The organism is Pseudoalteromonas sp. AS84 (assembly GCF_038900255.1).
GTDB lineage: Bacteria > Pseudomonadota > Gammaproteobacteria > Enterobacterales > Alteromonadaceae > Pseudoalteromonas.
The window spans coordinates 1-26,342 of the sequence record NZ_JBBMQY010000015.1; the positions used below are offsets into that span (position 1 = coordinate 1).

Consider the following 26,342-nt stretch of genomic DNA (forward strand, 5'->3'; position numbering starts at 1 on the left):
TTAAATCCAGAGAAAAAAGAAGCAATGCGGGCGGCATAAAATTTAATTTGATGCGACAACTAACTTGAAAAACTCCGTATAGATAGTCGGCATTACGACAATCCCTGAGTATGCGTATTGAAACAAATAACTCCTGTTGGTCCGAAAGTCTTGTTACAAACATAGATTGTTTCCGCTCAAATATTCGTGACCAACAGAAGCATATTCCATGTATTAATGAGATAGGTAAATACATTAATTAATGGAACGGAGTAACTATAAGTTGCTCAAACACCGTTACGGCCGCAAAAAACGCGGCCTCCACTGGACGCGCAACGCGCGCCGTTTAGCAAGGCGTTATAACTCACCACACTGTAGAGTGTAAGGATGCACAAATGAACATAAACGCAACAGTTGCAGGTCAAATCATATTTATCAATTTCTTAGTTATGCTGTATTTTACTTTGAAATTTGCCAAAGGGAAGTCTGATAACTTACCACTTGTAGGGTTTTATACCTTCCTTCTAAGTTTTCTTTTCTTTCCTGCCAGTTGGTTATATTGTTGGTTCTGGTCAAAAAAGAAGCCTGAAGTAGCAAGTGAGTTATAACAAGCTAATTAATAAGGACAAAAAACAGTTGGCTGTTTTCGTTCCTCAACATTATAGCCAACAATTTTTTGCCCATTATTAGGGCGTTATATGCCTTTGTCACATGTGTCACATTTCAAATGTCATATGTTTAACGTATACGGAGTTATATTTTTTTGAGATTGTTATCAAAACAACTTCAAGGAGATAATTATGGATATGAACGTAGATATAAATTTAATAAAAGTAGAAAGAAATAAAAGAGGCTGGACTCAAAGTCAACTGGCTGATATTTGTAGTCTTAGTTTGCGAACAATTCAGCGAATTGAAAAGTTAGGCTTAGTTTCCCATGAATCAGTTCAATCTTTAGCTGCCGCGTTTGAAGTAACTGTGGATGAGTTGACTATTAGTGAAATGAAGGCTGAAAACACATTATCAATCAACTTGGATAAAGGTTCTTGGAGGAATAAGCCTTTTTATTGGTTAGGCTCAGTTGGTTTTATTATAACCGCGCTAATGCATATGCTTATGGCTATTCTTTTATCCTCTGAACCAGGTTACTTTAATCATTCGATGTGGTTTGCTTTATATGTAGTATGGGGAAGCTTCTTAATAATGGGTATACCCAAGAAGCAGAGTTTATCAGGCATATAACAACACGCCCTGAGGTGGACGACTAGTAAAATTTAGCTATTAACTGCAAATTTTAAAAGTGGTGAGCCTCTGCGTTTTAAGGCCGCTAAATACGTCGATTCATCGTAGGGTGTATTCGTTTTCCAACACCTAAATACAATCCTTATCCATTTAAATGCCAGTGATCTAATTATGCTGTTATGCGGCTTACCCTTGGCTTTTTGTTGCTCATAATACGCTTTAGCCCAAAACGAATGCAAGAATAACAGTGACACCCATCCTAAATTTTGCTCTTTTCAAAATTAAGGACTACGTTTTATCTAGTCTAAAAAACAAGCAGGGTGTTTTATGGCAATCGCGAGAAAACGTCAAGTAAGTTTGGTTGATACAAAATACTACCATTGTATTTCACGTTGCGTGCGTCGTGCATTTTTATGTGGCGAAGACCGTTTTACAGGTCAATCTTACGAGCATCGTAGAGGTTGGGTTGAAGATAAGTTACTTATGCTCGCAAAAATATTTTGTATTGATGTATGTGCTTATGCCGTAATGAGTAATCACACCCATTTGGTACTATATGTAGATGATAAGAAAGCAAACAGGCTGAATGATAAAGCGATTGTTATTCGCTGGCATAAACTGTGTAAAGGCACATTGTTAACGCAAAAATATGTACAAGGTGAAAAGCTAAGTAAAGTTGAACTCATCTTTTTCAACCAAACGGTTAATCAATACCGCGAACGCCTAGCAAGTATTAGCTGGTTTATGCGGGGTTAAATGAAGACATTGCCCGCAGAGCAAATAAAGAAGATAACTGCACAAGACGATTTTATTCGCAGCCATTCATGGCGCTCACCCTTCGGGCCGCCTAAGGCGTTCAAAGTTGTTCCATACAACTTTGTGGGAGGGTAGATTCAAATCGCAAGCATTACTAGATGAAGCAGCACTTGCAGCCTGTATGGCCTATGTTGATTTAAATCCCATTAGAGCTAAAATGGCTAACACACCAGAAGAGTCAGACCATACCAGTGTACAAAATCGCTTAACATGCGCGGCAGAAGGTAAACAACCTAAGCAGTTACTACGTTTTGCAGGCATGCCACGTCAAATTATGCCTGAAGGGCTGCCGTTTGAGCTTAAATCGTACCTTGAACTCGTTGAGCTAACAGGGCGAATAATACGAGAGGATAAGCGCGGGCATATTGATAATATGAACCTTCCTTTACTAGAAAGGCTTAATATATCCCCAGATAACTGGCTAAAACTCACTACGCAATTTACGCGCGTATTTCACGGCGCAGTAGGCAGGCCGACCTCACAAGCAAGTTACTGTGAAAACTTAAAGCGAAAGCGGCGAGCGAATATCAGTAACTGCGAAAAGCTATTAGCATAAATTAAAAACCATTCAGTAAAAGTTAAAACTGCCATTACGGAGTTATTTTCATGCGTGTAATTTGGGTTTAAGAATGTAGTGACTTATTTAATAGATGAAATGAAAGTGACCCAGTAATAAAAGATAAATTTTGAATCTGAAGGGCTAATTTTGTGGCACAGTTTTGTTTGTTCAATTAAAGTGGCTGTTTGGTTTGGTCAATTAAAACAACACCAAACTCTTTTTATATTCTGCGTAAAAATACAGTAATAAATTGAACCAAAACAGGAACTCAGCTATGGTTTGTTTATCAATAAAAATAAATAAAAAAGCGAGTTAATCTAAAGACTCGTTATATGTACAAGGAGGGTTTAGTTGATGCGTTACCTATTTTTACTGTTGATAATACCTCTTCATTCTTTTGCCGAAATTAACCTTCCTCTGCAAAAAGAACTAATTGAAATGGAAATTGAAGATCAGCATATTCGAAACAAAATAGGAGAAGCTGGGTGGCAAAACCCGCCTAAAGCACTCCTAGAACAAATGATGAAAATAGATGAAAGTAATACAGGAAAACTTAAAGCTATCATTAAAAAGCATCATTGGTTAACAAGAGATTTAGTCGGAGTTAAAGGAGTTGGAGCAGCATTTTTAGTCATCCAGCATTCACCTGATGTTGCATTTAAAGTAAAAATGCTTCCTTATTTAAAGCAATCATATTTGAATGGCGAAGGTGTTAGCGGACAACAAGTTGCTCTTTTAACTGATAGAGTTCTTATTGCACAAGGAAAGAAACAAATCTATGGTACTCAAGCTGACGTGAGTGAAGGTAAAGTTGTGTTTAGCCCTATAGAAGATGAAACTAATGTAGATATACGGCGTGAAGAAATGAATATGCCCTCTTTAGATTTTTACTTAAAAATAATGGAAAAAATGTACGGGATTAAAGAACACCCTGAAATAGACTTGAATTAATGTACATACAACAAAATGTCCTGAGGTGGGCAATTAGTAAAATTTGTCTATTAATTGCAACTTTTAATAGTGGAGCTTTAAAGCCGCTAAATAAGTCGATTCATCGTAGGGTGTATTCGTTTTCCAACACCTAAATAAAATCTAACAAGGAACGTATATGAATATATTTGAAGACAAAACCGTAATTGAGTTTGAAATATCAGAAACAGGCCACCAAATTGTTGAAGCTAAAATTAACGGTAAATTGTTACGTTTTATTTTAGATACTGGCGCTGGAACATCTGTTTTAGACCGGGCATGCCTAAGTGAGCTTAGCATTGAAGAAACACTCAATGTTGAGAATGCAGCAGGCTTGGGCACTTCGGATCACGCTATGGGTGATATAGAAGTTCATTCAATAGAGTTTGGAAATGCCTTGTTTGAAAGTCCTGACTTTGTGTCACTTAATCTTGACCATGTTCAGGTAGCGGGTGGTGAAAAGGGAGTACATGGTTTGTTAGGCTCTCCCTTTTTTACTCAATACCAAGCAGTTATCGATTTTTCAAAAAATAGGTTAGAGCTTTTTAATAAAAAAAATTAAATATCTAACCTAAATTTTGTTAGTAGATTTTAACTAACGCACCATGTTTATGGATTTTACTATGGCATGGTGCGACAGCTGTTATTGTTTACAATCTGTATTTTATAGCTACTTTTCTAATTCTCTTTTAGTAATTCTTTTCTTATAATTTCTGCCCCTGCGCTCAAAGCATTTAATTTGCCGTTAGCTATATGGTGAGGTAGTGGAGCCATGCCGCAGTTTGTACATGGGTAGAGTTTGTCGGCATCTACAAATTGGAGTGCTTTACGTAGCGTATTAGCTACTTCTTCTGGCGTTTCGATAGTATGATTTGCTACATCAATAGCGCCTACCATTACTTTTTTACCGCGAATGAGTTCTAGTAAATCCATTGGTACATGTGAGTTATGGCACTCTAATGAGATAATATCGATATTAGATTGCTGAAGCTTAGGGAATGCTTCTTCGTACTGGCGCCATTCGCTTCCTAGTGTTTTTTTCCAATCTGTATTGGCTTTAATGCCGTAGCCATAGCAAATATGCACGGCTGTTTCGCATTTAAGGCCTTCAATTGCGCGCTCTAAACAGGCAATTCCCCAGTCGTTTACTTCATCAAAAAATACATTAAACGCGGGCTCGTCAAATTGAATAATATCAACGCCTGCGGCTTCTAACTCTTTTGCTTCTTGATTTAGAATTATGGCAAATTCCCACGCTAGTTTTTCGCGGCTTTTATAATGGTCATCGTAAAGCGTGTCGATCATTGTCATTGGGCCTGGTAATGCCCATTTAATAGGTTGTTTGGTTTGCTTGCGTAAAAACTTGGCGTCTTCAACAAACACAGACTTTTGGCGGCTGACAGGGCCCACAACGGTGGGCACGCTTGCGTCGTATCGGTCACGAATTTTTACTGTTTTACGTTTTTCAAAGTCAACGCCATTTAGATGCTCTATAAATGTAGTTACAAAATGTTGCCTTGTTTGCTCGCCATCGCTAACAATATCAATACCTGCTTGTTGTTGGTCGAATAATGACAAGCGTAGGGCGTCGTGTTTGCCCTGGGTTAATTCATCACCTTGTAATTTCCAAGGTGACCAAAGTGTTTCTGGCTCTGCAAGCCATAAAGGCTTAGGTAAACTGCCAGCGGTAGATGTAGGTAGTAATTTTTTCATAATAAATAATGCCGTATATTTTAGTTAATTATTAAACGTAGCGTTATGCGCGTTATTACTGGTTGTTACTATTAGTTGTTACTATTAGTTGTTATGACAGATAGCTAGTAGAGAATTGCTCAAGAACCGTTTGGTACGGCTTGATAAAATGCTCTTGTGCAAACTTGCCTTGCTCATTCGCTAACTTGCCGCGCTCTTCTCGGTCATACACAATTTGCGTTAGTGAGTGATCCAAGTTTTTTAAGTTTGGTTTATATGATTTACCCGCTGTTGCGTTGGCATTATAAATCTCTGGTCTGTAGATTTTTTGAAATGTTTCCATCGTACTAATGGTGCTTATAAGCTCAAGATTGCTGTAATCATTAAGTAAATCACCAAAGAAAAACAATGCTAAAGGCGCGGCACTATTTGGTGGCATAAAATAACGTACCTGTAAGCCCATTTTTTTGAAGTATTGCTCAGTTAAAGATGATTCATTTGGTTCGTATTCAACGCCAAGTACCGGGTGTTGGTTTTCAGTGCGGTTGTAGGTTTTGTTATCTGACACACTTAGGCATATAACCGGTGGTTTTTTAAAGTTTTGTTTGTATGTATCCGAATTTACGAATGACTGAAATAGCTTGCCATGTAAAACCCCAAAGTCATCAGGAATACTAAATTGAGGCTTGCCTTTATTGTGCTCTTGTAGGAGTACGCTAAAGTCGTAGTCACGCACATACGATGAAAAGTTGTTTCCTACAATGCCTTCAATGCGCTTATTAGTTTTATGATCAACAATATTTGTTTTTAATATTTCGATTGATGGGAAGCTTTCGCCGCCGTCTTCAATACCTATCTCAACAGAGACAATTTCAAGCTCAACAGCATAACGCTCACCTTTGGTGTTATCCCAGTGGGCTAGGGCATTAAAACGGTTGTTAATCATGTTTAAGGCGTTACGCAAGTTTGCTTTGCGGTATTCACCTCTGGCTAAATTAGCAAAGTTGGTTGTGATACGCGTATTAGTTGATGGATGATAATTTTCGTCGAGTGAAACGCTCTTAATATTAAATGTAAAATCTTTTTTCATCGTGTTTATATCCAATTTTATAATTTAAACCTGATTGATGCTCTGCGCTCTATTAGCCTTGCAACTTACTTAGCTGGCTTAGGTATTCAGCGGCTTTAAGTTGTTAAATAGTGTTTAGCGCTAAGGGATGAGTAATTTATACGTTGATTGGTATATGAAGAAAAACGGTTTAATTTCACATAAAACATGAGTCATATTCATTAATCATTATTGTTAAATTCGATTACGTAGTAATTGACGAGAAAAAGGCAAAAATCCGTAAAAATAAAGGATGGATGTTTAGCCGTTTAGACTTCTTTGTTGGTGGTGTGTACTTTATTCATGTTGAACATGAGGAATATTCAAAGATTTTTTTATAGCTATAACAGTACATTAGCCAAATTTTTAGTATGTTAAGTCGTTGCTTGTACTAAGAGTCATCACTGGAAAGTGTTAATTAGCTATAAAAGCAGATACTTCAGCTCATCTAACCTAAATGATAAACCGACCTTTTTGAGTACGGATATAAATGCTTGTAAATTAATAAAAGCGTTATTAGCCATATTAGTAGCAATGGTAGTAGGTTAACTAAGTTATACTCGTTTTTCATCACCTCACCTATTGAGTATTCGTGGATATCAAAGGCACTTGTATTGCATCAACTATTGATGAGCATGGCCCTGTTTATGTATATCAAACAAAAAAGAATCTTATTCTCAGCTTTGACGGAAAAATTTATCAAAGCTGTATTAAATTAAATAATATTAACGGGTTAAGCTTAGCTTATACGCAAGCTATGATGGCTGCGCTTTTTTTTATACCGCACTTAAAAACCGCGATGATAATGGGACTTGGGGCGGGCTCTATAGCAAAAAGTCTTTATCATGCGTTTCCCGCGCTGACTATACATACCGTTGAATACCGTAAAGCTGTTGCTGATATGGCTATAAAATATTTTGAAGTTCCCGTGTCAGAACGTTTGTTTATTCATATTGATGATGCGGCAAACTACATGAAAAAAACGCAGATAAAAACGGACGTTATTTTTTCTGATTTATATAGCTCAGAAGGGATGGAGTCAGATCAGGTGCAATCATCCTACTTACGTGATTGTAAAAATGCGCTCACTTTTGATGGTGTTTTAGTACTTAATATTTGCCATACCAAAATTGGGCAGAGGGAAGTGTTTGATCAACTACTTGAGAAAGAATTTGCAGGAAAGATTCTTAGTTTTATTATTGAAGGCGGTAATAAAATTGTGTTCGCTTTTAACAATAAAATGCCTGCACTTAGTGAGGATGAATTACTGGTAAAAGCTCACGCGTTACAAAAATTAATAAACGTACCAATGACGCGCTATGCAGAGCTTTTATTTAATTAAAAATGGTTAGTTTGATGTACTGTTAAATGGCGCGTTTAAATCCATCCATCTATCTGTTGTTCATTTAAACTTGGTTAAACTAATCATTCTCTGAATAAAAATAATAAAGTACGTACCCGTACGGAAACACTCATACATGGATTACTGTAAAAATATAATCGCTAAGTTTATAAGCTCGATGCAAAAGCGGCCTGGATTATTGGCTGTGCTGGCGTTTTTGTCGGGCGTTGCTAGCTTTGCACTTGTAGATAGAAAAGAGTCTTTTTCGCAATTTATTGCGTTATTTTTACTTATTAGTTGGTTGTGGCTAATTATTGATAATTGGCTTCGTGATAAAGTAGAAGAAAAGTTTGGTGTGGCAGTATCTCCTAATGTAATGCGTTTTGCGCTACAAATGGTGCAACAAGAAAGCCTATTTTTTGCGTTGCCATTTTTTTTAGCGGTTACGCAGTGGGATCATCCTCAAGCAATTTTTACTTCCCTTATTGCTTTGTGTGCAGTTATATCGGTTATCGATCCCTTTTATTATAAAAAACTTGCTAGAAACCGCACGCTATTTAGCGTGTTTCATAACTTTGCTTTATTTGTTGTTTTGCTTGTTACGTTACCTATTTTGTTAAACCTTACAACGAGCCAAAGTTTAGCTGCCGCACTTGTAACTGCTGTAGTGATTACTCTTCCGAGTTTAAACAATTTAATGCCTAATGCTCGCTGGTGGCGTTTTCCTATTCTTGTATTGATTTTATGTGCTTTAAGCACAGCAGTGTGGCAATTAAGAAGCTATGTTCCTCCTGCAGCGCTGCGATTAACCGATATTACGTTAGCTCATGAAGTTGATTTACAACATAGAAAGCCAGTTGGGAGTATTAAACACTTAGATTCTTATACGCTGCACCATCAAGGTTTATATAGTTGGACTGCTGTTAAAGCACCAAGAGGCTTAAACGAAAAAATATTTCATGTGTGGCTTCATAATAAAAAAGAAGTTGATCGGATCACGTTAAATATAAACGGTGGGAGAGAACTAGGTTATAGAGCGTGGACACACAAAGTAAACTTTCCTAAAGACTCTCTTGGTAAGTGGCAAGTAAAAGTAGTCACCGAATCAGGTCAGTTAATAGGTTTAACGAAATTTACTGTTACACCTTAATGATGGTAATAGGTTTGTAATCGAATAAATATTTGATAGGCTATTTTTACAGTGTTTATTGGATGAACGTTATGAGTTTTGCATTTGATCTGTTTATTTGGTTAATGGTAGAGACTATTTTAGGTTTTTTAATTTACTCAACAGGTTGTACTATTTTAAAAATAGTTACCTTTGGTAAGTTTAAATGTGATATTACCGATTACGTATCGTTTAAGGCGAATAAAGCTAAAAATGTTTATTTAATTTGTGTGCTCGGGTTTAGCTTTTACGTGCTATTAATTGGCTTTGTTGCCTACATGAGTCATTAAATTATAATTACATGAATAACAATACGTTATTTACAGCAGGCATTTTAAGCTTTATAGCATCACTTTTACATGTAGCCTGTGTTTTTGGAGGGCCTGACTGGTATCGCCTTTTGGGTGCTGGTGAGCAAATGGCTCACATGGCAGAGCAGGGCAGTATGTATCCTACTTATGTAACTTTAGCTATTTCAGTTATTATTGCTATTTGGGGCTTTTATGCGCTCTCTGGTGCGGGCGTCATTTTAAAACTGCCACTTTTAAAAACTGCGCTCGTATTAATAACCGCAGTGTATTTAATACGAGGTATTGCCGGTTTAATCATTCCTTTTTTAACTTCAAGCCAAATCGTTCACCAGAATTCTATTCAACTTTGGATTATAAGCTCGATAATTTGCTGCATTTATGGGTCATTTTACTTATTTGGTACCCTTAAATTGTGGCGAATAAAAAATGTATGAATGCTAGATTTCCTGATCTTTTAAATTCAAATTATTAAATACTGATAGCTTATTTTTATATTGCGAAATACTATGTGCGACTATTTTTTACGCGCATATATTTTGGCTTTAGGTATCTATAAATGAATAAAACGTTATTGAGTACTTTGCTTGCAGCTCTTATTTGTACATCTCTTTTAGTTAAAGTGCAGGCCCAAGACGTTCATGCACTTGAGCCTGAATTAGGTGTTGGCGGAAATATTAAGCTAGATGAGGCAAGTACAGCTTATGTTGATGACGGTTTTGATTTTCATGTGCATCCACTTTGGGAAAGCCGATATGTAAGTGAGGGCCGTGACAACTTAGCGGGTAAAGGTATTGCCTCAATCGCAACTGAATTTAATTATAATGAAATAGCTATTATTCCGTGGGTTGCAACGGGTGTTGATAGCGATTATACCGAGTTTAACTTAAATGCTATTTACGCAACTCAGTTATTTAATACCGTTGATATGTTTATTGGTTACAACCATTTAAGATCGCGTGAAAATACCTCTAATGCTCACGACAATGAGGTTAGCTTAGATTTTTCGTATTTTTACGATGATAAATTTCAGCTCACTAGCAGCGCATATTATTCGTTTGATTCTCAAGGCACATTTATAGAGCTTGCGATAAACAAAGGCTACGAGATAAATGAAGCTGTTAATATCGATTTTCAAACGGGGCTAGGGTTTAATGCAGGTTATGTAAGTGATGGCCATAATGGTATTAACAACCTTAAGCTTACAGCTAACGTGTCGTATCAAGTTATTAAGCAACTTGAAGTATACGCATATACTAGCTACACCATGGCAATTAATAAAAACGCTGAGCGTTTTGTGGGTGATCAAACCTTAAAAAACGTGTTTTGGAGTGGTATTGGTCTGAGCTATCTATATCGTTAAAAGTTAGCAGCACAATAAAATGGTTGTGCTGCTTATAAAGAGTTTATCAATAAAAATTAGCCCTAAATTTACATAGCTTTATTAACGTTGATTTTTAAATCACTCTTTTCTTTTTCGTGAGTGTGGCTTTTTATAGGGGCGGAAATTCCATTATCAATTTTTTGAATCGGCTGGCTTCGTACACACATTAAATCATCAGCCATATACTGGCAGCTGCCAATATATAAATCGTTATGGCCGCCTTCGTATTTACATGATTGAGATTTTACTTTATCTGCGCAGGCTGTAACTGCAACACCATTTAACGGCCCTGAATGAGCATTTAAAAATGTGGGTGCTGCAAGTAAAGCCATACCAAACAAGCTTAAACATCTACTTTTTATAAACATAACAACTCCTTTTTAATGTTTTTCAGGATCATGGCCTGGCGGTGGACCATTATGATCACCCGGTGGCCCACCTGCAGGCCTAACTGATTCTCCATGTAGGCACCCTATAAACATATTTTCACTAGGACTGGCTGCGTGGTAGTGATAACCCCTTACTTCATCTGTATTACCTCGGCATTCATCAAGTGACTCTTCTTTACCGCTTGTATCACGCATTGCATAAATACCATAACCGTCTATTACATAACCTATAAGAGGTGCATGTCCACCTTCTGTAGCAGCTGAGTCAGTACAACCAGTGGTAGAGTGATAGTGATAACCTTGGTGTAAATTTATATGGCCACCACAATCATCAAATGCCGCAATGGTATAGCTCTCTAAAATTGCATTAATTGGAGCAGGCCCTGATAGCTCAGTACCGTCTAGTGCTATACCTACTGTTCTTAATCGGCCAGTATCAGATGCTGGAATAGGTGTAACAGGAATTAAATACGTTAATGAAAAATTATCTTCTAAATACGACAGTTCACACTCAATACAATTTTGTTTATATTGCTCTTCAACATCAGGGCGAGCTGCACCAGCGCAAGACTCTTTTGTAGCTGTATATCTAATTTCATTTGTTTTAGTGTCGTAAAGTACCCACTTTTCATCGCCGTAGTATTCATCAAGCTTTAGGACAAATTGGCCTGTTAAATCAACTAAATCACCAGTACCTTCTTTACTAAACCAACTGCCAGTTACATCAGCGCCATCGGTCGATGTGCGCGGGCAAAATGGACCTGGCTCTCTACCTGCGGGTGCGCCTGATGTAATTAACTCATAACACTTAGTTTTAGTTCCTTGCGCCGTTTCGCAATCAACAATGTTAGGCTCAGATAAAAAGGCCCCTTTTTTAAACATAGATAAATTTATTGTTTGATTCGTTTTTTGTACTTCACTAAGGGAGCTACTGACTTGCTTAGTATTTTTATTCGTTGGTGAGTCGTCGCAGCCACTTAGAGTTAAAACTATTGCGGTAATAATGATTGCAAACGCGCTGTAATTATATGAGCCCATTACTTGTATCCTTTTCAGTATAGGTTTTGGTGTACTTATACTGTGGCATATTACTGGCTAAATGTGCAAAAAGTATGGAGAACGACAAAATAAGCACATGATAAAAAACCTTTAACAGTGTGTGGTTGCTAAAGCGCAGTTTTAAATTTAATTATTAGTGTTCAAAATTAATAAAAACGGATATGTGTAATACACATTAGCTAAAAGTGTTAGTGTTTAGATGTTATTCAAATACATATGAGGATTACATATGAAGTTTTTAGTGTTTTTAGGGACAGTGCGTAACAGCACGCCACCAAAACCTGCTCGCTTAGGTGAGAGAGTGTCTAAAGCCTGCATGGAGTGCTTAAACGAGCAATTCTCCGAACATGAGTTTGAGCTTATAGATGCACTTGATTACCCAAGTGAGCAAGTTTTTAAACCACATTTTGCCTATGCTCAAGGTAAGGCGCCTTCAATGCTAAATACTTTAGCTGATAAAATTAAAGCGGCTGATGGATATGTAATGGTTAGCCCTGAATATAATCACAGTATGAGCCCAGCTCTCGCTGACTTACTTAATCACTTTGGTAGCTCACTATTTTCATATAAGCCCAGTGCTATTGTTACTTACTCTGCTGGGCAGTGGGGTGGACTCAGAGCGGCAATTAGTATGCGCTCGTTTTTATCAGAGCTTGGCTGTTTGCCTGTATCTGCAATGATCCATGTTCCAAAAGCGCAAGAAGTATTTAATGATAATGGCTCTGTGCAAGCTGGTGAAGAGCAGTCATCGTGGTTTAATTATTTTCACCGTACTTTTGGGCAATTGGTTTGGTGGGCGCAAGCGGCTAAAAATCAGAGTGGCGTTGAAGATCCTGAGCAGATGCTAAAAAGCTTTAAATCAAATCCATCGCAGCGAAATGCCCCATAACGAATACTTTTAAAATATAACTAATTTAGCCCTTAATTGGGCTAAATTTGTTTCTTTTATAGAAACTTAAAATATATAAATGTTACTATTAACATCTACTTATAAAAAAGGATGTTATATCTTGAAATACCTTACTCTTTTAAGTGTATTAACACTTAGTGCTTGCAGCTCTGTACAACACTTACCGGCGCTTGGCGAAGGCACTATTGCTAATATGAATTTAATAGCTCTTTCGGAGCAGAGCGCGCCACAAGGTGTTAGCGGTACATTTAAGTTTTATATTAAAACTGCAGGCTCTCAGTACGGTGACGTATTTTTAAATACCGAAGCTGACTATCGTGATCGACGTGCTATTACAATTTCAATTGATTCAAAAGTAGCTGCTAAACTCACAGAAAAATACGGACAATCAGCAGACACATTTTTTATTGGTAAAACAATTGAAGTAACAGGTGAAGCGAAGCGGGTAACTATCGATTTTTTAAGTAAAGGCAGAAAAACCAATAAATATTACTATCAAACACATGTTGCTGTTAACTCAATAAATCAACTTCGCATTGTTGAGTAACATCAGCCAGCTTGTTGAGGCATCGGATTAATTACTAAGATACTTATTGGCTAAGGGTATGTTTTACAGTGGCACTGTTTTTATATACAGTGCCTCTGTAAATCTCAATGAATACTAAAATAATAAACTTACACTTAGTCGCGCTGTTCTTGGCTCTATTGGATGAAAGTGGTTATCTTCAACGCCTTGTGCTGATTCGCCAGGTAAACGCGATGCATAATAGTAATCTATATCGTGGTCGGTGCTATTAAATAAGTTAAGTAATTCAAAGTTTACTTTCCAGTGAGTCTGCTCATAGCTAATTGCGCTATTTACTACTGTTAAAGGCTCCGAACGCTCGTCACCATCGCTAGTTAATGTACGTTTGCCAATATGGCGAACTCTAACTGATGACTGCCATTGCTCACTTAAGTGCCAATTTAAACCTGTACTTGCAACAACCGGAACAGCACCTTCTATATAATCATTATTGTCATTAATATCTAAACGTGAATGCGTGAACGAGGTTTCTGCGTCGATACTAAAGCTGTCGTTAATCCAATAATAAGCGCTTATTTCTAATCCGTAACGCTTAGATGCATCACTTGGTTCTGTGTTACCCGCATCGCCAACAAATAAAAGCTCTGAGTCGAGTGTTAGCCACCAAAGTGCAGCTGATAGATTAAACTTTTGCTCATCAGCAAATCGGACGCCTATTTCAGCGCCTTCACTTTTAACTAATAAGTCAACTTGCTCTGCTTGCTCACCGGTAACAGGGTCAATATTAATAGTAGATCCGCGCGCATCATTTGAATGAAAAGATTGTCCCCAATTAGCATATGCAGCTACTAAATTTGTAAAACGGTAATTTAAACTCCCTTTAAAACTTACTAAATCATCCTTTGCTTTTCCTGAATTTACGACGGTAATACTAGTCACGTTTGTATCAAAATAGTCGTACCTAACGCCAACGGTTGCTTCAAGTTTTGGAGTAAGTAAAAGTTTGGACTCCCAAAAGCTTGAGTAGCTAGTTTGCTTTAGTTCATCTTGCCTAACCGTACTAAGTCGCTCTCTTGCTTGTGTGTTATAAAGCCCTACGTTATCTATGTCGTCGTGGCGAAGCTCAATACCTACGGTATGTTGTATGTTTATATCTGATGTTTTGGTTTCAAACTGATAGCTTATATCTGTTCCATAGATATTTCGGCTATCTTGCTGATTAAACTGATCGCCATTAATAGGATCATTTAAAAAATAACTAAAGTTTGAATACAAAGTTAAATCGTAATTTATGGCATAAATGCTGGCTTTAATATGCTCACCTTGCCAGTTACTAGATAAACTATAACGGCTAGAGCTGCCACCAAGTGTGGTGTCAAGAGAGCCTAATTGAGTAATTAAATTTTGTGATATAGCGCGCTGTGGAATTTGATCTGCTGAATTCCATGTATTGTCGTATGCCATGGCACTTATTGACAAGTCACCATCAAAGGCTTTACCAACATAGCGCAGTAGGGCATTCTTTTTATTTACGTCTTCGTTAATATTATCCCATGGGCCGTCATAGCCTTGCCATTCTGCCGCTGCAATGAGCTTACCTGTTGCAAGGTTAGTAGATCCCAGTACAACAGCGCGTTTATAATTATCTTCTCCTATGCTGAGTTCTACTTGGTGGTGTTTTAGGTTATCAGCAAGTTGAAATTGAGCACTACCAGCGGTTGAAAAGTCACCTTGGCTTGCGCTGTATGAGCCTTTTTGATAGTTAATTGTTGAAATAGACTCAGGGATTATAAAGTTTAGGTCGGTGTAACCTTGACCGTGACCATGGCTGCGCATATTAATTGGCATGCCATCTATGCTGGTGGCAAAGTCGGTGCCGTGATCTAAATTAAACCCCCTAATAAAGTACTGATTAGCTTTACCAGAGCCACTATGTTGAGTGACTGCCATACCTGGAATTAACTCTAACATTTCGGCGCTTCTTAACATTGGGCGCTGCTGAATTTCACCTTGACCAATAATACCGCTAGATGCGCTGATTGACTCACCAATTAACCCATCTCTGTGACCATAAACGGTTAACTTTTCTATGTTTGCATAGCTATAACCACTATACAAAGTGCCTAGCGCTAAAATTGCTAATGTTTTCATGATTAAAATCCCTATCTAATGTATTTGTTATTAATGCAGCTAAGTTAAATACGGCTTAGATAATTTATTGGATGCAACATTTGTTGGTTATTTGTAATTATTTAGAGGTGAGTAAAGATGGGTAACTTAAAAACTACGCCGCACGCTATTGTAATCTTATTACATAAAACTAATAATCGAGTGCTTTAAATGACTACATAACACTAACAAAATAGAGAGCCCGTATTGAAAGCCAAAGAAATCCGCAATTTTTACATCAACGAAGAGCAATCAGTTTATTTGCTATCGCATCATGATGCTAAAAAACACCGTCAGTGGCTTAACATTTGTATTAAGCAGTTAACAGTGTTGGGTTATAAAAACGTTGAAATGATTGGCTCGGGTGCTTTTGGTTTTGTGTTTGCAGGAGATGACGATAACGGATTACCTTGGGTGTTTAAATTTTCACGGATAACGCTTGCCCAAAGTGTACGTGACCGCCTTGAAGATGAAGCGTATATGCTTTCGCAAATTAATAACCCCCTAGTACCTACTTTTTATGCATTTGAACGCGTTAAAAAGCAAGGGATTTTAATGATGGCACGTGCCATAGGGGAGGACCTTGAAAAAGTATCACTTAAAACAGGGCGCTTTAGCGCGGCACAAATAATGTCGCTAGCAGTTAGGTTACGCAACGTGCTAATTGATTTACGCCATCATAAAAATGGCATTAGCCAGCAACCTATAGTGCATGGTGATATAAAGCCTTCAAACTTAGTATGGGATGCAAACACTGATGCGCTCTCGTTAGTGGATTGGGGCAGCTCTGTGTATGCACAGCTAGATAGCGATGGAAACCCAGTTGCTAGTAACTTTATGGATTTAATGTCGGGTGATTTAAGTACTACCAATGCCCGTATGGGGGATGTGTATTTTATTGGCGAAGCGCAAATGTCGGGAGAGCAATCATCACCGCGTTTTGACGAACAAGGCGTAGCCGCCACGCTGTATGCGTTAGCATCGGCGCAGTCGTGTCGGTTTGGCGCACAAGCAATTCCTGCAAGCAGTTTAGGTCTACCAAAGGAGCTGGCGAAAGTAATTGATGGCATGCTTTCTAAGAGTAAGGCTATACGTGATGGAGCTGGCGATTACTTTATGCGAAACATTACAACTATGGCTAAAGTATATTTACCTGAGTTTGATAAAAAACAACAAAAAGCAGATATCCCGTTTTGGTATGGCAAGGCTGAGCAACCCGATACTGTTGTGTACAGTTCAAGAAAACAGTTTTTACGCCAAGCCGATCATAAACAACAACTACTAGATGTTAACGATGCGCAACTTGATCGGTATTATAAAGAGTTTTTGTTTGATACTGGCGATAACGAAAAAGCATTTTTAGCATCTATAAGCCGATTAGCAAAGTATCCTGTAGTAGGCGGGCTTAGTTTTCATTGGAGAGATGAGTCGTTATTTGTTGAATCGTCTTTAATTATGCATGACGAATCATTGGGTGATGCGTTTAGTGATGCGATTAATAACACGGTGATGCTTGCGCAAGCGATTAATCAAAAAGGGCTATTTAAGTGCTGTTTGTTTGATGCCCGTAAAACTATTCAACTAGAGCGAGATGGCACGGGGGCATTTAAGTTTGATAGCCTACCAGAGCTTGAATACGAAGTAGTAAGTATGAAAGCAAATGACATAACCCGCCCGCATTCATATTTTGAAGACGGTAAAGACCCTGACGAGCAACTACAGCTACCTAAAAAAGTTATTAAGTGCGTATTTGAGCTTAACCAAATTCATCATACCGGGTGTATTATTTTTGAAGCACTGCCGGACAGAATGAAAATTCACCATTACTACCGATTACTCGATTCGACCAAAGAAGTTGAGTTTAAACGTTTACTAAATAAACTTATGCAATATGCGGTAAATATTACTGATGTTGGTGTTGCGGGCTTTATGAAACTCCCATATAAAAACACCCGTGAGTTTAGTTTATGTGAGCAGCAAGAAGAGCATTACTTTCCTAAAAATCCGAAAATAAGAGGTGTTATGTAACACCTCTTATACAAACTTAATTATAGCTCTTTTTCTATAGCATTTTGAATAGAATATGCGCGATCATCTACTTGATTGGCCGCATTCAAAATTGGAGAGTGGTTTAATGTCAGTACACCTTTATTATAAGTAGCAAAGTTGTTTGCGTTATGTACATCACCGTAATTTTGTATAATTATTTTTTTCAAATCTTCTTGAATAGCTTCTTGAGACAATTCATCCGAGCATAACTCTTTGAAAGCTTTGATAGTTGGCTCAAAGTATACTAAAGGCCAAGTTTGATCAAATAAATGAGCGTAATCATCTATAGCAATCGTATCCCAGTTAACATCGATTTCGAATTCAAATTTAGCTGCTTTAAAAATTTGTTTTTTCAAAGAATCTAGACGATTTTCTTGAAATTCTCTTGCAGCTCTTTTCTCTTTAAGTCCCATTGTCATTCCTTTATATTTGACAGGTTAAAATATATAATTGGTTACAATACTTTATTGAAACCTTTCTCTATTAAGTTATTAATGTTTTTCGGTAGTTGTTGATTAAAATCCATTGTAATGTATATTTCTGATCCAGAAAGTCTCATAGAAAATTTAACATCTCTTTTATCATGAAAATGAAACTCTTTTACTTTTTTTAGTGAAGACATAAAAAAATCATCACTAGCTAAATCTTTTATATTTTCAGTTAAAAAATCTAATAAAGTTGAAATGCTTTCTGTTTCAGTTTTATTTAGCTTACCGCATTTATCAAATTTAAATTCAAATTCTAAAGAGTAGTTCTTGTTTAACATTTCTTTTATTAAATCTGTTTTCTCATCTATATTAATTAGCTCTTTTTTATTTTTATTTTTTTGAGGTAGGTTTCCTGCAATGAAATTAGAGTGGGTACTAGAATCGTGCAGAATTAAATGAGAGATGTATTTCATATTGAAAAAAGTAATGTCATCTGAGCTATCAATCAAGGTTAGGAGGCTTGAATTAGTATCTAATGAATCAAAAATACCAGAGTATTTATTACCAAATTGATCGTACACTGAGACTTTAAAATCAATATTAAAATCATTTTTACTATTTTGCATACGCTCAAGTAATTTTAAAGGGGTATTAGTATTTGTAGAAGTATTAAACATGATAGTCCTTATCATTGATAGTGCATCCTATGATGTAAATATAACATTTTTTTTCAGGGACAAACAATACCTTTAAAAATAAAATTTAATTATTAAAACACTTTACTAAAGGGCGACGTTGGTGATAGCTCAAATTGGTGAGTAAGTTTTTGCGTTTTATTAGTCGCTGTTATTTGATAATGCTGCTTGTGCTCATTGTTACTAAATAGCTTAACGTTAAAGTTAACTTTGGTTAATTTACTGGGCATAGAGTAGCGCCCAGTAATGGTTACTTGGTCTATATTGTCGCTTTTATGTGTATGCGACGCTTCTGGGTTCAGCAAAAGTCCGTCAATAGTAAATTTATACTGATGATCCGCTAAATAAACGTTCTTTGTAACTCGCTTACTTATTTGTTTTTTGTGAGCATTAAACTCAACTATTGATATTTTGCCATCTTTATTTTCATCAACCCCTTTAAAAGCCGACATAGGGATTGAAAGTACAATAAACACGTTATTATCAACAAAGTTTAGCGTGCCGTGCTCTGCAACCATTAAATGTGCGTTTGCTAAATTTGGCATAATCAACAAACCCAAGGTAGTCATGCTTAGCAGATGTGATTTTATATAAGGCATAGCTTACTCCTAACTAAACTTCGCCTTTAACGCAGCGTTGAAAAAACGGGTAAGTGTCTGTTGCGTAATAGTGGTATATCCCATCGGGAAACTCAGGTGTTACACCAACGCGGCCATTACATTCATCTAGATCACCAGAGCCTGCTACGTACTCCCAATCTTGTCCAAATGTACCTAAGGGATATATATCGGTAGAAGGGCGGTTTGCGCTAACGGTTGTTACGTGTTGGTAGCTACCGGTCATTGCGGTTAAAGCTGAAGTTGCATCACTTGAGTCCGAATAGCCGTAACGTGCATAAATAGGAAAGCCGTCTGCTGCCCAGCCTATTAAAGTCATAGTGGTGCTATTGCCACCTCGCAGTGCTACAAAGCCTTCAGGCATACCGTGATAGTGGTATGTACCATCGGGTTGCACGTGTGCGTTGTTGTCGTCTGTTCCAAAACTAAACGTGTCTTGGCTTAGAGCTTCAATGTTCCAGTTTCCGCTGTTGTCGCCCAAATCGCAATCGGTGCCCGAATCATCGCAACTCCCGCCTGTGCCTGCGTCTATTTTAATGCCGTTAAGTACAACGCCTATCATTCCACGAGGACCACCAAGCATGGTTGCTTGTGTTGTTTCTATAGGCTCAAGTGTGTAGCTTTCATTTAAAGATTGCTCAGAAATAGTATTTGGGTTGTCGGCATTAGGAAAAGTGCCTACTTCATGATCGGGTATGCCATTAGCTACTAAGTCGCGTGTAGTTCCTGTGCATGACCAATCTGCTGCGCTGGTGGCTTGTACGGACTCAGATTCGTTATATTCGCTGTAGCTATATTCACAAAGTACACCCTGAGTTGAGCTACTCGTACCTGTGCCATTATCTGTGGTGGTTTGGGATGAATCTGTAGTTGTTGAGTTATCAATAGCTATGCCTTCTCCATCTCCGCATGCAATTAATGATGAAACAATTAAAGACAGAGAAGTGAGCTTTAAAGCATTTACCCTATTTCTATTTTTATTATTAAGTTCGTATTGTTTCATTGCTGCCTACCTGATCAATTAAGTTAATCAAATAATAATCAGCAATTGTGCAAATAGTGTGTAAACAATGATGACAAATTAGCAATTATGTAAATAGGCAGATTATTAGCGCTAAGTTGAAATTTAACTTTATTAGATTGTGTTTTATTTTAAAATTTCAAAAGTTAAACTAACAGTAATTAAGTAATATAAAAGGCTATCTTAATGGCTAAAATAAAACCTGTTGTTACGCTACAAAGCCACGGCATTTACTCCACGTGGGATAGCGAAAGTAAGGCGTTGCCACAAATAGAGCAATTTACAACAAATGTAATAGCTGAGGTAGATATTGAGTTTGGTTTAATCGTAAATATTAAAAAAGGTAAAGGCGAAAAGCTTCATTATTGTATTTACCATCCAGATATTCCAGATAGTAACGGCGATGTAATGGACCCATTTGAAGGCGATGTATACGTTAAAAATAGCGATTGGAACTTTTACTTAGGCGATACGCTTTGGCTGCCAATAGAAAATAAATTGGGTGATTGGCGTATGACGATTGAGCTTAATGGCAAAGTTATTGCGGATAAAACATTTAACGTGGCATTAGAGGCAGAGCGCACTGAAACAGACTTTTGGAAAAACCGGGGATATTGATTGTTATTTATTGTATGTAGCGCGGATATAATTGAAGTTAATGAGAAGATAGTCGAAGAGCTACTTATAAATAGCTCTTTGACCTTAAATTAGTAAGTTTTTAGTTACCCCAAGGGTTACTCGAGTTCGAACGCTGTTTGCGATCGCGAGCACGTTGCTTTGATTCTTTCTTTTCTATAATGCGTTTAGCGTCAACAAAGCTAAGTTCACATGGCTCACCAGGTTTATGATCAGCTGGAATCACACGATCTCGTGGCGGCAATTCGTATTGAACATCATCAGGCTTAGGTAAGTTTTTAAGACGATAAAGGTAAAAGTTATCTACTTTTTCTTGTGCCCATTGTGTTTTACGTAAAAATTTAACTGCGGATTTTATATCAGGATTGTTTTTAAAGCAGTTAAGTTGTAAATAAGCGTGTAGGAGTTCCCACCCATATTGTTCAACCAGCTCTTCAACCACTTGTTCTAATTTTACGCCTTGCAGTGGGTTATTACTGAAAAGTTCTTGGTTGCTCATAGGTGTTGCCTCGTTATTAAAATACAAATTGCATTATAAATTTAATAACGAGGCTTTAACAGAGTAAATATCTTAACTTTGGCAATTAACTACAACACGACCACGAATTTTACCTTCCATAAGTTGCTCTGCGTTATCAATTACGTGTTCGAGTGATATTTCAGTAGAGATTTTATCTAAATAATCAGCGCTTACTAATTTAGCTAAACGCTCCCATGCTTCGATTCTGTCGACTTTAGTGCGCATTACGCTATCAATCCCCATTAACGATATGCCACGTAATATGAATGGCGCAACTGACCCTGGTAAATCCATACCTTGTGCAAGTCCGCAGGCGGTTACTACGCCACCATATTTTAATGATGCACAAATATTGGCAAGTGTATGGCTCCCTACAGAGTCTATTGCCCCAGCAAAGCGCTCTTTTTGAAGGGGCTTACCTGGGTTTGAAAGCTCATTTCTGTCAATTACGTGTTTAGCGCCTAACTCTTTTAAATACTCACTTTGATCTAATCGGCCCGTTGCTGCTGTTACGTTAAACCCAAGTTGATTTAATAAATAAATAGCAAAGCTGCCTACGCCACCATTAGCACCCGTTACCAGTATTTCACCAGATTCAGGCGTAATACCCTGTTTTTCAAGCGCTATAACACTTAGCATGGCGGTATAACCGGCTGTACCAATTTGCATGGCTTGTTTTGGTGAAATACCAGCAGGCAAGGGGATTAGCCAATCGCTATTAAGTGCCGCTTTTTGAGCAAGCCCACCCCAATGTTTTTCGCCTACACCAAAGCCATTTAATATTACGTTATCACCGCTTTTAAATTCATCGCTGGTGGAATTTGTAACCGTACCTACTAAATCAATACCTGGCACCATAGGAAAACTACGTACAACGGGGCCTTTGCCTGTGATTGCTAAGCCATCTTTATAGTTAAGTGTGCTGTATAGCACGTCGATAGATACGTTTTCGTTTGGTAAATCACTATGTTCGATAGTAGATAATGAAGCGCTATAGTTATTATCTTCTTTATTAATAACAATGGCTTTAATTGGGTTACTCATGGGATATCCTTTTAGACCGATCGTCTTTTAATTGGTAAATAAAAACGCATTAGGTTAATAATGCGCGTAAAAACATTTCTGTATACAAAGTAAGTGGGGTATTTGATTTAGTGAGCTTGGCGCGCATAACAGCACCTTCCCAACCAATCCAAAAGTACTCACTCATTAATTTTGTGTTTACATGGCTTGCAATAGTGCCTTGCTGCTTAGCTTGGTTTAAGCAAACTTCTACATGGTTTTGCCAAGCGGTGTAGCTTTGCATTAATCTGGTTTTAAACTCTTCACTTAAATGATTAAGCTCTTGGTTTAAGTTACCGACTAAGCAGCCACGTTTGTAATCGTATTTTTTCATCCCCTTAATTGCGCTTTGGGTAAAATTAACGATTCGCTCCAGTGGGGGAACATCTTCTTGCTGTAAGTAATAGGTAAGCTTGGCAATAAAATAATTGTCGTATGCATCAACTAACGCAATACCGTAGGCTTCTTTACTTTTAAAGTAATGATAAAAAGAGCCTTTAGGTACAGCGGCTTTTTTTAAAATAGTATCGAGGCCTGTGGCGCTAAAACCAAATTCGGTTAGTGTTTCTAGGCCCGTGCGAATAAGTAACGCTTTTGTATCGGCGTTCTCTCTGGCTATTTTAGGTGGGCGACCACGGCGTATTGGTATTGATGTATTTTTGTTCATAGGTATATATTAGACCGATCGACTTTAAATAATCAAGTGTAAATTTAAATTGTTTAAAAATAGTTTAAATTAGGCGAGTAATAATAACTGAAATAAAAGTGTCACGATTACATTTTTGCTTGGAACTTAGTTAAATTACTCAGGTCGTAATTTATGTACTTAAGTACATTTTAGCGATTATTGAGTCGCATTTTATTTAGCATAAAACCGGTCAAATTAAATGTTGTATGACCACTTACTTTTTTAAATGTTAATTCATTTTTGCATCAGCAGCTTAGTTAAAGTCAAACAATTTAATTGCTTTTACGATTTGAATTTTACATTTTTATTAACTATTCATTAAATGTAGATTTCACTAATGCTACACAATATATAAATAAAAAGGTGAGGATATTACCGATGAAGAGACAGAAAAGAGATCGTTTAGAAAGAGCTCATTCTCAAGGTTTTAAAGCAGGTTTAGCAGGCCGCTCAAAAGAGCTATGCCCTTATCAACAAGTAGATCCAAAATCAGAGTGGTTAGGAGGTTGGCGTGAAGCGATTGAAAACCGCAACATGTACAAAACCTAAAATCAATAATCGAATTTAAGCAAAAAGGCCTCCACATTGGAGGCCTTTTTGTTTGTGCATTTAAAAATTAAAATGCGCTAGTGTCTTGGAACAAGCCCACTTTTAAATCTTTTGCTTCGTAGATTACTCGGCCATCTACTTCTACAGTGCCGTCAGCAACGCCCATAAACAATTTACGTTTAATTACGCGTTTCATTACAAGGCGGTAAGTTACTTTTTTATTAGTTGGTAAAATTTGGCCAGTAAATTTAACTTCACCCACACCTAGCGCGCGGCCAAGACCAGGGCCACCAGACCAACCTAAGTAAAAACCAACTAGTTGCCACATAGCATCTAAGCCTAAACAACCTGGCATTACTGGGTCGCCTTTAAAATGGCAATCGAAAAACCAAAGGCTAGGGTCAATATCAAGCTCAGCAACAATCTCGCCTTTACCATGAATTCCGCCATCAGCGGTAATAGAGGTAATGCGGTCCATCATTAACATGTTGTCACTTGGTAAACGGCAGTTGCCTTCACCAAACATTTCACCTTGACCGCAAAGGATCAAATCTTCTTTTGTATAGCTATTTTTAGGTTCCATAACACTTATCTTCGCTTAGAAATTGCCAAGTACTTTAGCGTACACTTGTACGCTAAACAACTCGGAGCAGTTAAAAAATCAAAATATTGCATATTAAATCACCAATCAATCAGCGCGATTGGTTTTTGCACTATAAAACCGCGCAATTACAATCAGAAATCATTATAATTGGCACTGTCTTATAACCAGTCTAAAGGAAGTTTATGATCCTTTTTGTTAACTCACTAACTGTGATTGATTTTTCTTACTTATGTAACAAACGCGGCGCCGTTGGCGAGAGCTGGATTGTTGATTTAACTTTGCACGGTAAACTTAACGAAGAGTCTATGGTTTTAGACTTTGGTTTAGTTAAAAAGCAAATTAAAGGCATTATAGATGAGTGTATTGATCACCGATTAGCAATTCCTACGGGCCTTAATGGCACTGTATCTGAATTTGACGAGCATAAAACACTCGACTGTACATTTGGTGAAAACAACCACTTGGCTATGAGTGCTCCTCATCAAGCTTATTGCATTATTAACGCAAACGAAGTCACTGTTGAATCGGTAACTGAATTTTTAATTGCGACTATTTTACCAAAGCTACCAGATAACATAGAAAAAATTGAGTTGTCTCTTAAGCCTGAGCACAGCCAAAGCTTTTACTATCATTACAGCCATGGCCTTAAAAAGCATGACGGTAACTGCCAGCGTATTATTCATGGGCATCGTTCTCAAATTGGTATTAGCCTAGATGGCATCTCTATGCCGCGCTTGCAAAAAGAATGGTCTCAAAAGTGGGAAGATATTTACTTAGCCACTAGTGAAGATCAAATTAACGCACCTGATTTAAAACACCTAACAGCCAAAGCGGATGATGTATGTTTTGCTTACACATCGGCACAAGGCTATTTTGAAATGGCTATAAGCGAGTCTCGTTGCGACATTTTACCAGTAGACACCACTGTAGAATGTATTGCTGAACATGTAGCTAGCCAAATTAAAGCCCAATACCCAGAAAAAGCAGTAAAAGTTACCGCTTATGAAGGGGTTGGAAAAGGATCGATTAGTTATGTTTAAAACACTTATAGCAACAGCGCTTGTCGCTTCTGCTAGCTTTAGTGCTATGGCGCTTGAGTTAAAAGGGCATTTAACACAAGGCGGTTTAGTTACAGGTAAGCTAGAAAACGCTAAATCAGTAAGTTTAGATGGCAAAAGCTTAAAGCTTTCGCCAAATGGTGATTTTGTATTTGGTTTTGGTCGTGACGCTGATACTACTCATACTTTAAAATGGGTAGATAACAATGGTAAATCGCATTCACAATCGATAGCTATTACTAAGCGCGAGTACAAAATTGATAAAATTACTGGTGTAGCTAAAAAGTATGTATCTCCGCCAAAAGAAGTCAGTGCACGTATAAGCCGCGAAGCTGTTGCTGTTCGTAAAGCGAGAGAAGTTGACTCTGATTTACTGTACTTTTTAGACCCTGTGTTAAAGCCTGCAGAAGGGCGTATATCGGGTGTGTATGGCAGCCAACGTTATTTTAATGGCGAGCCTCGTCGGCCACACTTTGGCTTAGACATCGCTAATAAAACAGGCTCTCCTGTTTATGCTCCTATTAGTGGTAAGGTGGTATATGCTGAACCTGATTTATATTACTCAGGCGGTACATTAATTATTGATCATGGTCATGGTATTACCTCAACTTACATTCACTTAAGTAAGCTTGATGTAAAAGTGGGTGATAAAATTGAGCAAGGTAACAAAGTGGCTGAAATTGGTGCAACAGGGCGTGTAACGGGTCCTCACCTAGATTGGCGTTTTAACTGGAAAGGCGAACGCCTTGATCCTGCATTACTAATGCAAGATACATTAGCAAACAAAAAGTAGAGA

Annotated in this window: 29 protein-coding genes and 2 pseudogenes; 17 read left to right on the forward strand and 14 right to left on the reverse strand. The window is 37.5% G+C overall.

Translation table 11 applies throughout. The features are described from left to right. Nucleotides 1-374: 374 nt before the first annotated feature. Nucleotides 375-587, forward strand: coding sequence for a hypothetical protein (locus WNY79_RS14545; protein ID WP_342876208.1), 213 nt, complete (start codon nucleotides 375-377; stop codon nucleotides 585-587). 192 nt (nucleotides 588-779) lie between these two features. Further along, a complete protein-coding gene (locus WNY79_RS14550) occupies nucleotides 780-1,220 on the forward strand; it encodes a helix-turn-helix transcriptional regulator (RefSeq protein ID WP_342876209.1) in 441 nt (146 codons plus the stop codon). A 32-nt stretch (nucleotides 1,221-1,252) separates the two neighbouring features. On the opposite strand, the pseudogene WNY79_RS14555 reads toward WNY79_RS14550, so the two are convergent. Further along, nucleotides 1,253-1,453, reverse strand: a pseudogene (locus tag WNY79_RS14555) (IS110 family transposase); the annotation flags it as partial. A 94-nt stretch (nucleotides 1,454-1,547) separates the two neighbouring features. On the opposite strand from WNY79_RS14555, the pseudogene WNY79_RS14560 reads away from it, so the two are divergent. From WNY79_RS14560 to WNY79_RS14570, 3 genes and pseudogenes are all read left to right on the forward strand, one after another. Beyond that, a pseudogene (locus tag WNY79_RS14560) lies at nucleotides 1,548-2,592 on the forward strand (transposase). 357 nt (nucleotides 2,593-2,949) lie between these two features. Beyond that, entirely contained in the window at nucleotides 2,950-3,546 is a 597-nt protein-coding gene (locus tag WNY79_RS14565) for a DUF6624 domain-containing protein (protein ID WP_182693769.1), read from the forward strand. A gap of 157 nt (nucleotides 3,547-3,703) precedes the next feature. Next, nucleotides 3,704-4,126 (forward strand): retropepsin-like aspartic protease, encoded by a 423-nt coding sequence (locus WNY79_RS14570; RefSeq protein WP_342876210.1) that lies wholly within the window; start codon nucleotides 3,704-3,706, stop codon nucleotides 4,124-4,126. A gap of 116 nt (nucleotides 4,127-4,242) precedes the next feature. On the opposite strand, the gene WNY79_RS14575 is transcribed toward WNY79_RS14570, so the two are convergent. Next, the gene (locus WNY79_RS14575; protein WP_170070936.1) at nucleotides 4,243-5,277 is read right to left on the reverse strand and encodes a methionine synthase; all 1,035 of its coding nucleotides are present in this window, start codon (nucleotides 5,275-5,277) and stop codon (nucleotides 4,243-4,245) included. A gap of 91 nt (nucleotides 5,278-5,368) precedes the next feature. Further along, complete coding sequence (locus WNY79_RS14580) at nucleotides 5,369-6,346, reverse strand: DUF1852 domain-containing protein (protein WP_024599076.1); 978 nt, start codon at nucleotides 6,344-6,346, stop codon at nucleotides 5,369-5,371. Between the two features lie 610 nt (nucleotides 6,347-6,956). Between WNY79_RS14580 and WNY79_RS14585 the strand changes: the two genes are divergently transcribed. The 5 genes from WNY79_RS14585 (at nucleotide 6,957) to WNY79_RS14605 (ending at nucleotide 10,545) form a co-directional block, all read left to right on the forward strand. Continuing rightward, nucleotides 6,957-7,706, forward strand: coding sequence for an ATP-binding protein (locus WNY79_RS14585; protein WP_342876211.1), 750 nt, complete (start codon nucleotides 6,957-6,959; stop codon nucleotides 7,704-7,706). Nucleotides 7,707-7,842: 136 nt separating this feature from the next. Continuing rightward, the gene (locus WNY79_RS14590; protein WP_342876212.1) at nucleotides 7,843-8,856 is read left to right on the forward strand and encodes a DUF5924 family protein; all 1,014 of its coding nucleotides are present in this window, start codon (nucleotides 7,843-7,845) and stop codon (nucleotides 8,854-8,856) included. A 71-nt stretch (nucleotides 8,857-8,927) separates the two neighbouring features. After that, nucleotides 8,928-9,164, forward strand: a complete 237-nt coding sequence (locus WNY79_RS14595; RefSeq protein ID WP_342876213.1) for a hypothetical protein — start codon at nucleotides 8,928-8,930, stop codon at nucleotides 9,162-9,164. Nucleotides 9,165-9,175: 11 nt separating this feature from the next. Beyond that, complete coding sequence (locus WNY79_RS14600) at nucleotides 9,176-9,619, forward strand: hypothetical protein (protein ID WP_342876214.1); 444 nt, start codon at nucleotides 9,176-9,178, stop codon at nucleotides 9,617-9,619. 122 nt (nucleotides 9,620-9,741) lie between these two features. Continuing rightward, nucleotides 9,742-10,545 carry a hypothetical protein gene (locus WNY79_RS14605; protein ID WP_342876215.1) on the forward strand — a complete coding sequence of 268 codons (804 nt, stop codon included), beginning with the start codon at nucleotides 9,742-9,744 and terminating at the stop codon, nucleotides 10,543-10,545. 68 nt (nucleotides 10,546-10,613) lie between these two features. Here the strand turns inward: WNY79_RS14605 and WNY79_RS14610 are convergent, their stop codons facing one another. Together WNY79_RS14610 and WNY79_RS14615 are read right to left on the reverse strand one after the other, a co-directional pair. Beyond that, nucleotides 10,614-10,934 (reverse strand): hypothetical protein, encoded by a 321-nt coding sequence (locus tag WNY79_RS14610; RefSeq protein ID WP_342876216.1) that lies wholly within the window; start codon nucleotides 10,932-10,934, stop codon nucleotides 10,614-10,616. A gap of 12 nt (nucleotides 10,935-10,946) precedes the next feature. Beyond that, nucleotides 10,947-11,993 (reverse strand): YHYH protein, encoded by a 1,047-nt coding sequence (locus WNY79_RS14615; protein ID WP_342876217.1) that lies wholly within the window; start codon nucleotides 11,991-11,993, stop codon nucleotides 10,947-10,949. Between the two features lie 250 nt (nucleotides 11,994-12,243). Between WNY79_RS14615 and WNY79_RS14620 the strand changes: the two genes are divergently transcribed. Together WNY79_RS14620 and WNY79_RS14625 are read left to right on the forward strand one after the other, a co-directional pair. Next, nucleotides 12,244-12,903 carry an NAD(P)H-dependent oxidoreductase gene (locus tag WNY79_RS14620; RefSeq protein WP_342876218.1) on the forward strand — a complete coding sequence of 220 codons (660 nt, stop codon included), beginning with the start codon at nucleotides 12,244-12,246 and terminating at the stop codon, nucleotides 12,901-12,903. A 121-nt stretch (nucleotides 12,904-13,024) separates the two neighbouring features. Next, nucleotides 13,025-13,471, forward strand: coding sequence for a hypothetical protein (locus tag WNY79_RS14625; RefSeq protein WP_342876219.1), 447 nt, complete (start codon nucleotides 13,025-13,027; stop codon nucleotides 13,469-13,471). Between the two features lie 114 nt (nucleotides 13,472-13,585). On the opposite strand, the gene WNY79_RS14630 is transcribed toward WNY79_RS14625, so the two are convergent. After that, complete coding sequence (locus WNY79_RS14630; protein WP_342876220.1) at nucleotides 13,586-15,601, reverse strand: TonB-dependent receptor; 2,016 nt, start codon at nucleotides 15,599-15,601, stop codon at nucleotides 13,586-13,588. A 225-nt stretch (nucleotides 15,602-15,826) separates the two neighbouring features. Between WNY79_RS14630 and WNY79_RS14635 the strand changes: the two genes are divergently transcribed. Next, on the forward strand, nucleotides 15,827-17,647 hold the full coding sequence (locus WNY79_RS14635; RefSeq protein ID WP_342876221.1) for a serine/threonine protein kinase: 1,821 nt from the start codon (nucleotides 15,827-15,829) through the stop codon (nucleotides 17,645-17,647). A 20-nt stretch (nucleotides 17,648-17,667) separates the two neighbouring features. Here the strand turns inward: WNY79_RS14635 and WNY79_RS14640 are convergent, their stop codons facing one another. The 4 genes from WNY79_RS14640 to WNY79_RS14655 all read right to left on the reverse strand — a co-directional run bounded on the left by WNY79_RS14640 (nucleotide 17,668) and on the right by WNY79_RS14655 (nucleotide 20,411). Further along, complete coding sequence (locus WNY79_RS14640) at nucleotides 17,668-18,081, reverse strand: hypothetical protein (protein ID WP_342876222.1); 414 nt, start codon at nucleotides 18,079-18,081, stop codon at nucleotides 17,668-17,670. Nucleotides 18,082-18,122: 41 nt separating this feature from the next. Beyond that, a complete protein-coding gene (locus WNY79_RS14645) occupies nucleotides 18,123-18,773 on the reverse strand; it encodes a hypothetical protein (protein ID WP_342876223.1) in 651 nt (216 codons plus the stop codon). 92 nt (nucleotides 18,774-18,865) lie between these two features. Continuing rightward, nucleotides 18,866-19,390, reverse strand: coding sequence for a hypothetical protein (locus WNY79_RS14650; protein ID WP_170070923.1), 525 nt, complete (start codon nucleotides 19,388-19,390; stop codon nucleotides 18,866-18,868). A 13-nt stretch (nucleotides 19,391-19,403) separates the two neighbouring features. Beyond that, a complete protein-coding gene (locus tag WNY79_RS14655; RefSeq protein ID WP_342876224.1) occupies nucleotides 19,404-20,411 on the reverse strand; it encodes a YHYH protein in 1,008 nt (335 codons plus the stop codon). Between the two features lie 204 nt (nucleotides 20,412-20,615). On the opposite strand from WNY79_RS14655, the gene WNY79_RS14660 reads away from it, so the two are divergent. Then, a complete protein-coding gene (locus WNY79_RS14660; RefSeq protein ID WP_197186188.1) occupies nucleotides 20,616-21,047 on the forward strand; it encodes a DUF3859 domain-containing protein in 432 nt (143 codons plus the stop codon). A gap of 100 nt (nucleotides 21,048-21,147) precedes the next feature. Here WNY79_RS14660 and WNY79_RS14665 read toward each other — a convergent pair whose 3' ends face one another. The 3 genes from WNY79_RS14665 to WNY79_RS14675 all read right to left on the reverse strand — a co-directional run bounded on the left by WNY79_RS14665 (nucleotide 21,148) and on the right by WNY79_RS14675 (nucleotide 23,314). Beyond that, nucleotides 21,148-21,564 carry a VF530 family protein gene (locus tag WNY79_RS14665; RefSeq protein ID WP_024599091.1) on the reverse strand — a complete coding sequence of 139 codons (417 nt, stop codon included), beginning with the start codon at nucleotides 21,562-21,564 and terminating at the stop codon, nucleotides 21,148-21,150. Nucleotides 21,565-21,636: 72 nt separating this feature from the next. Continuing rightward, nucleotides 21,637-22,629 carry an MDR family oxidoreductase gene (locus WNY79_RS14670; RefSeq protein ID WP_342876225.1) on the reverse strand — a complete coding sequence of 331 codons (993 nt, stop codon included), beginning with the start codon at nucleotides 22,627-22,629 and terminating at the stop codon, nucleotides 21,637-21,639. A gap of 49 nt (nucleotides 22,630-22,678) precedes the next feature. Continuing rightward, nucleotides 22,679-23,314: a TetR/AcrR family transcriptional regulator gene (locus WNY79_RS14675; protein ID WP_342876226.1), complete on the reverse strand. Its 636-nt coding sequence runs from the start codon at nucleotides 23,312-23,314 to the stop codon at nucleotides 22,679-22,681. A 399-nt stretch (nucleotides 23,315-23,713) separates the two neighbouring features. On the opposite strand from WNY79_RS14675, the gene rmf reads away from it, so the two are divergent. After that, nucleotides 23,714-23,884 (forward strand): ribosome modulation factor, encoded by a 171-nt coding sequence (gene rmf, locus WNY79_RS14680; RefSeq protein WP_002960897.1) that lies wholly within the window; start codon nucleotides 23,714-23,716, stop codon nucleotides 23,882-23,884. Between the two features lie 67 nt (nucleotides 23,885-23,951). Here rmf and fabA read toward each other — a convergent pair whose 3' ends face one another. After that, nucleotides 23,952-24,467 carry a bifunctional 3-hydroxydecanoyl-ACP dehydratase/trans-2-decenoyl-ACP isomerase gene (fabA, locus tag WNY79_RS14685; RefSeq protein ID WP_007582756.1) on the reverse strand — a complete coding sequence of 172 codons (516 nt, stop codon included), beginning with the start codon at nucleotides 24,465-24,467 and terminating at the stop codon, nucleotides 23,952-23,954. Between the two features lie 203 nt (nucleotides 24,468-24,670). On the opposite strand from fabA, the gene WNY79_RS14690 reads away from it, so the two are divergent. Together WNY79_RS14690 and WNY79_RS14695 are read left to right on the forward strand one after the other, a co-directional pair. Continuing rightward, nucleotides 24,671-25,528: a 6-carboxytetrahydropterin synthase gene (locus WNY79_RS14690; protein ID WP_342876227.1), complete on the forward strand. Its 858-nt coding sequence runs from the start codon at nucleotides 24,671-24,673 to the stop codon at nucleotides 25,526-25,528. After that, entirely contained in the window at nucleotides 25,521-26,339 is an 819-nt protein-coding gene (locus tag WNY79_RS14695) for a M23 family metallopeptidase (protein WP_342876228.1), read from the forward strand. Before WNY79_RS14690 ends, WNY79_RS14695 begins: the two co-directional genes overlap by 8 nt. Nucleotides 26,340-26,342 lie beyond the last annotated feature (3 nt).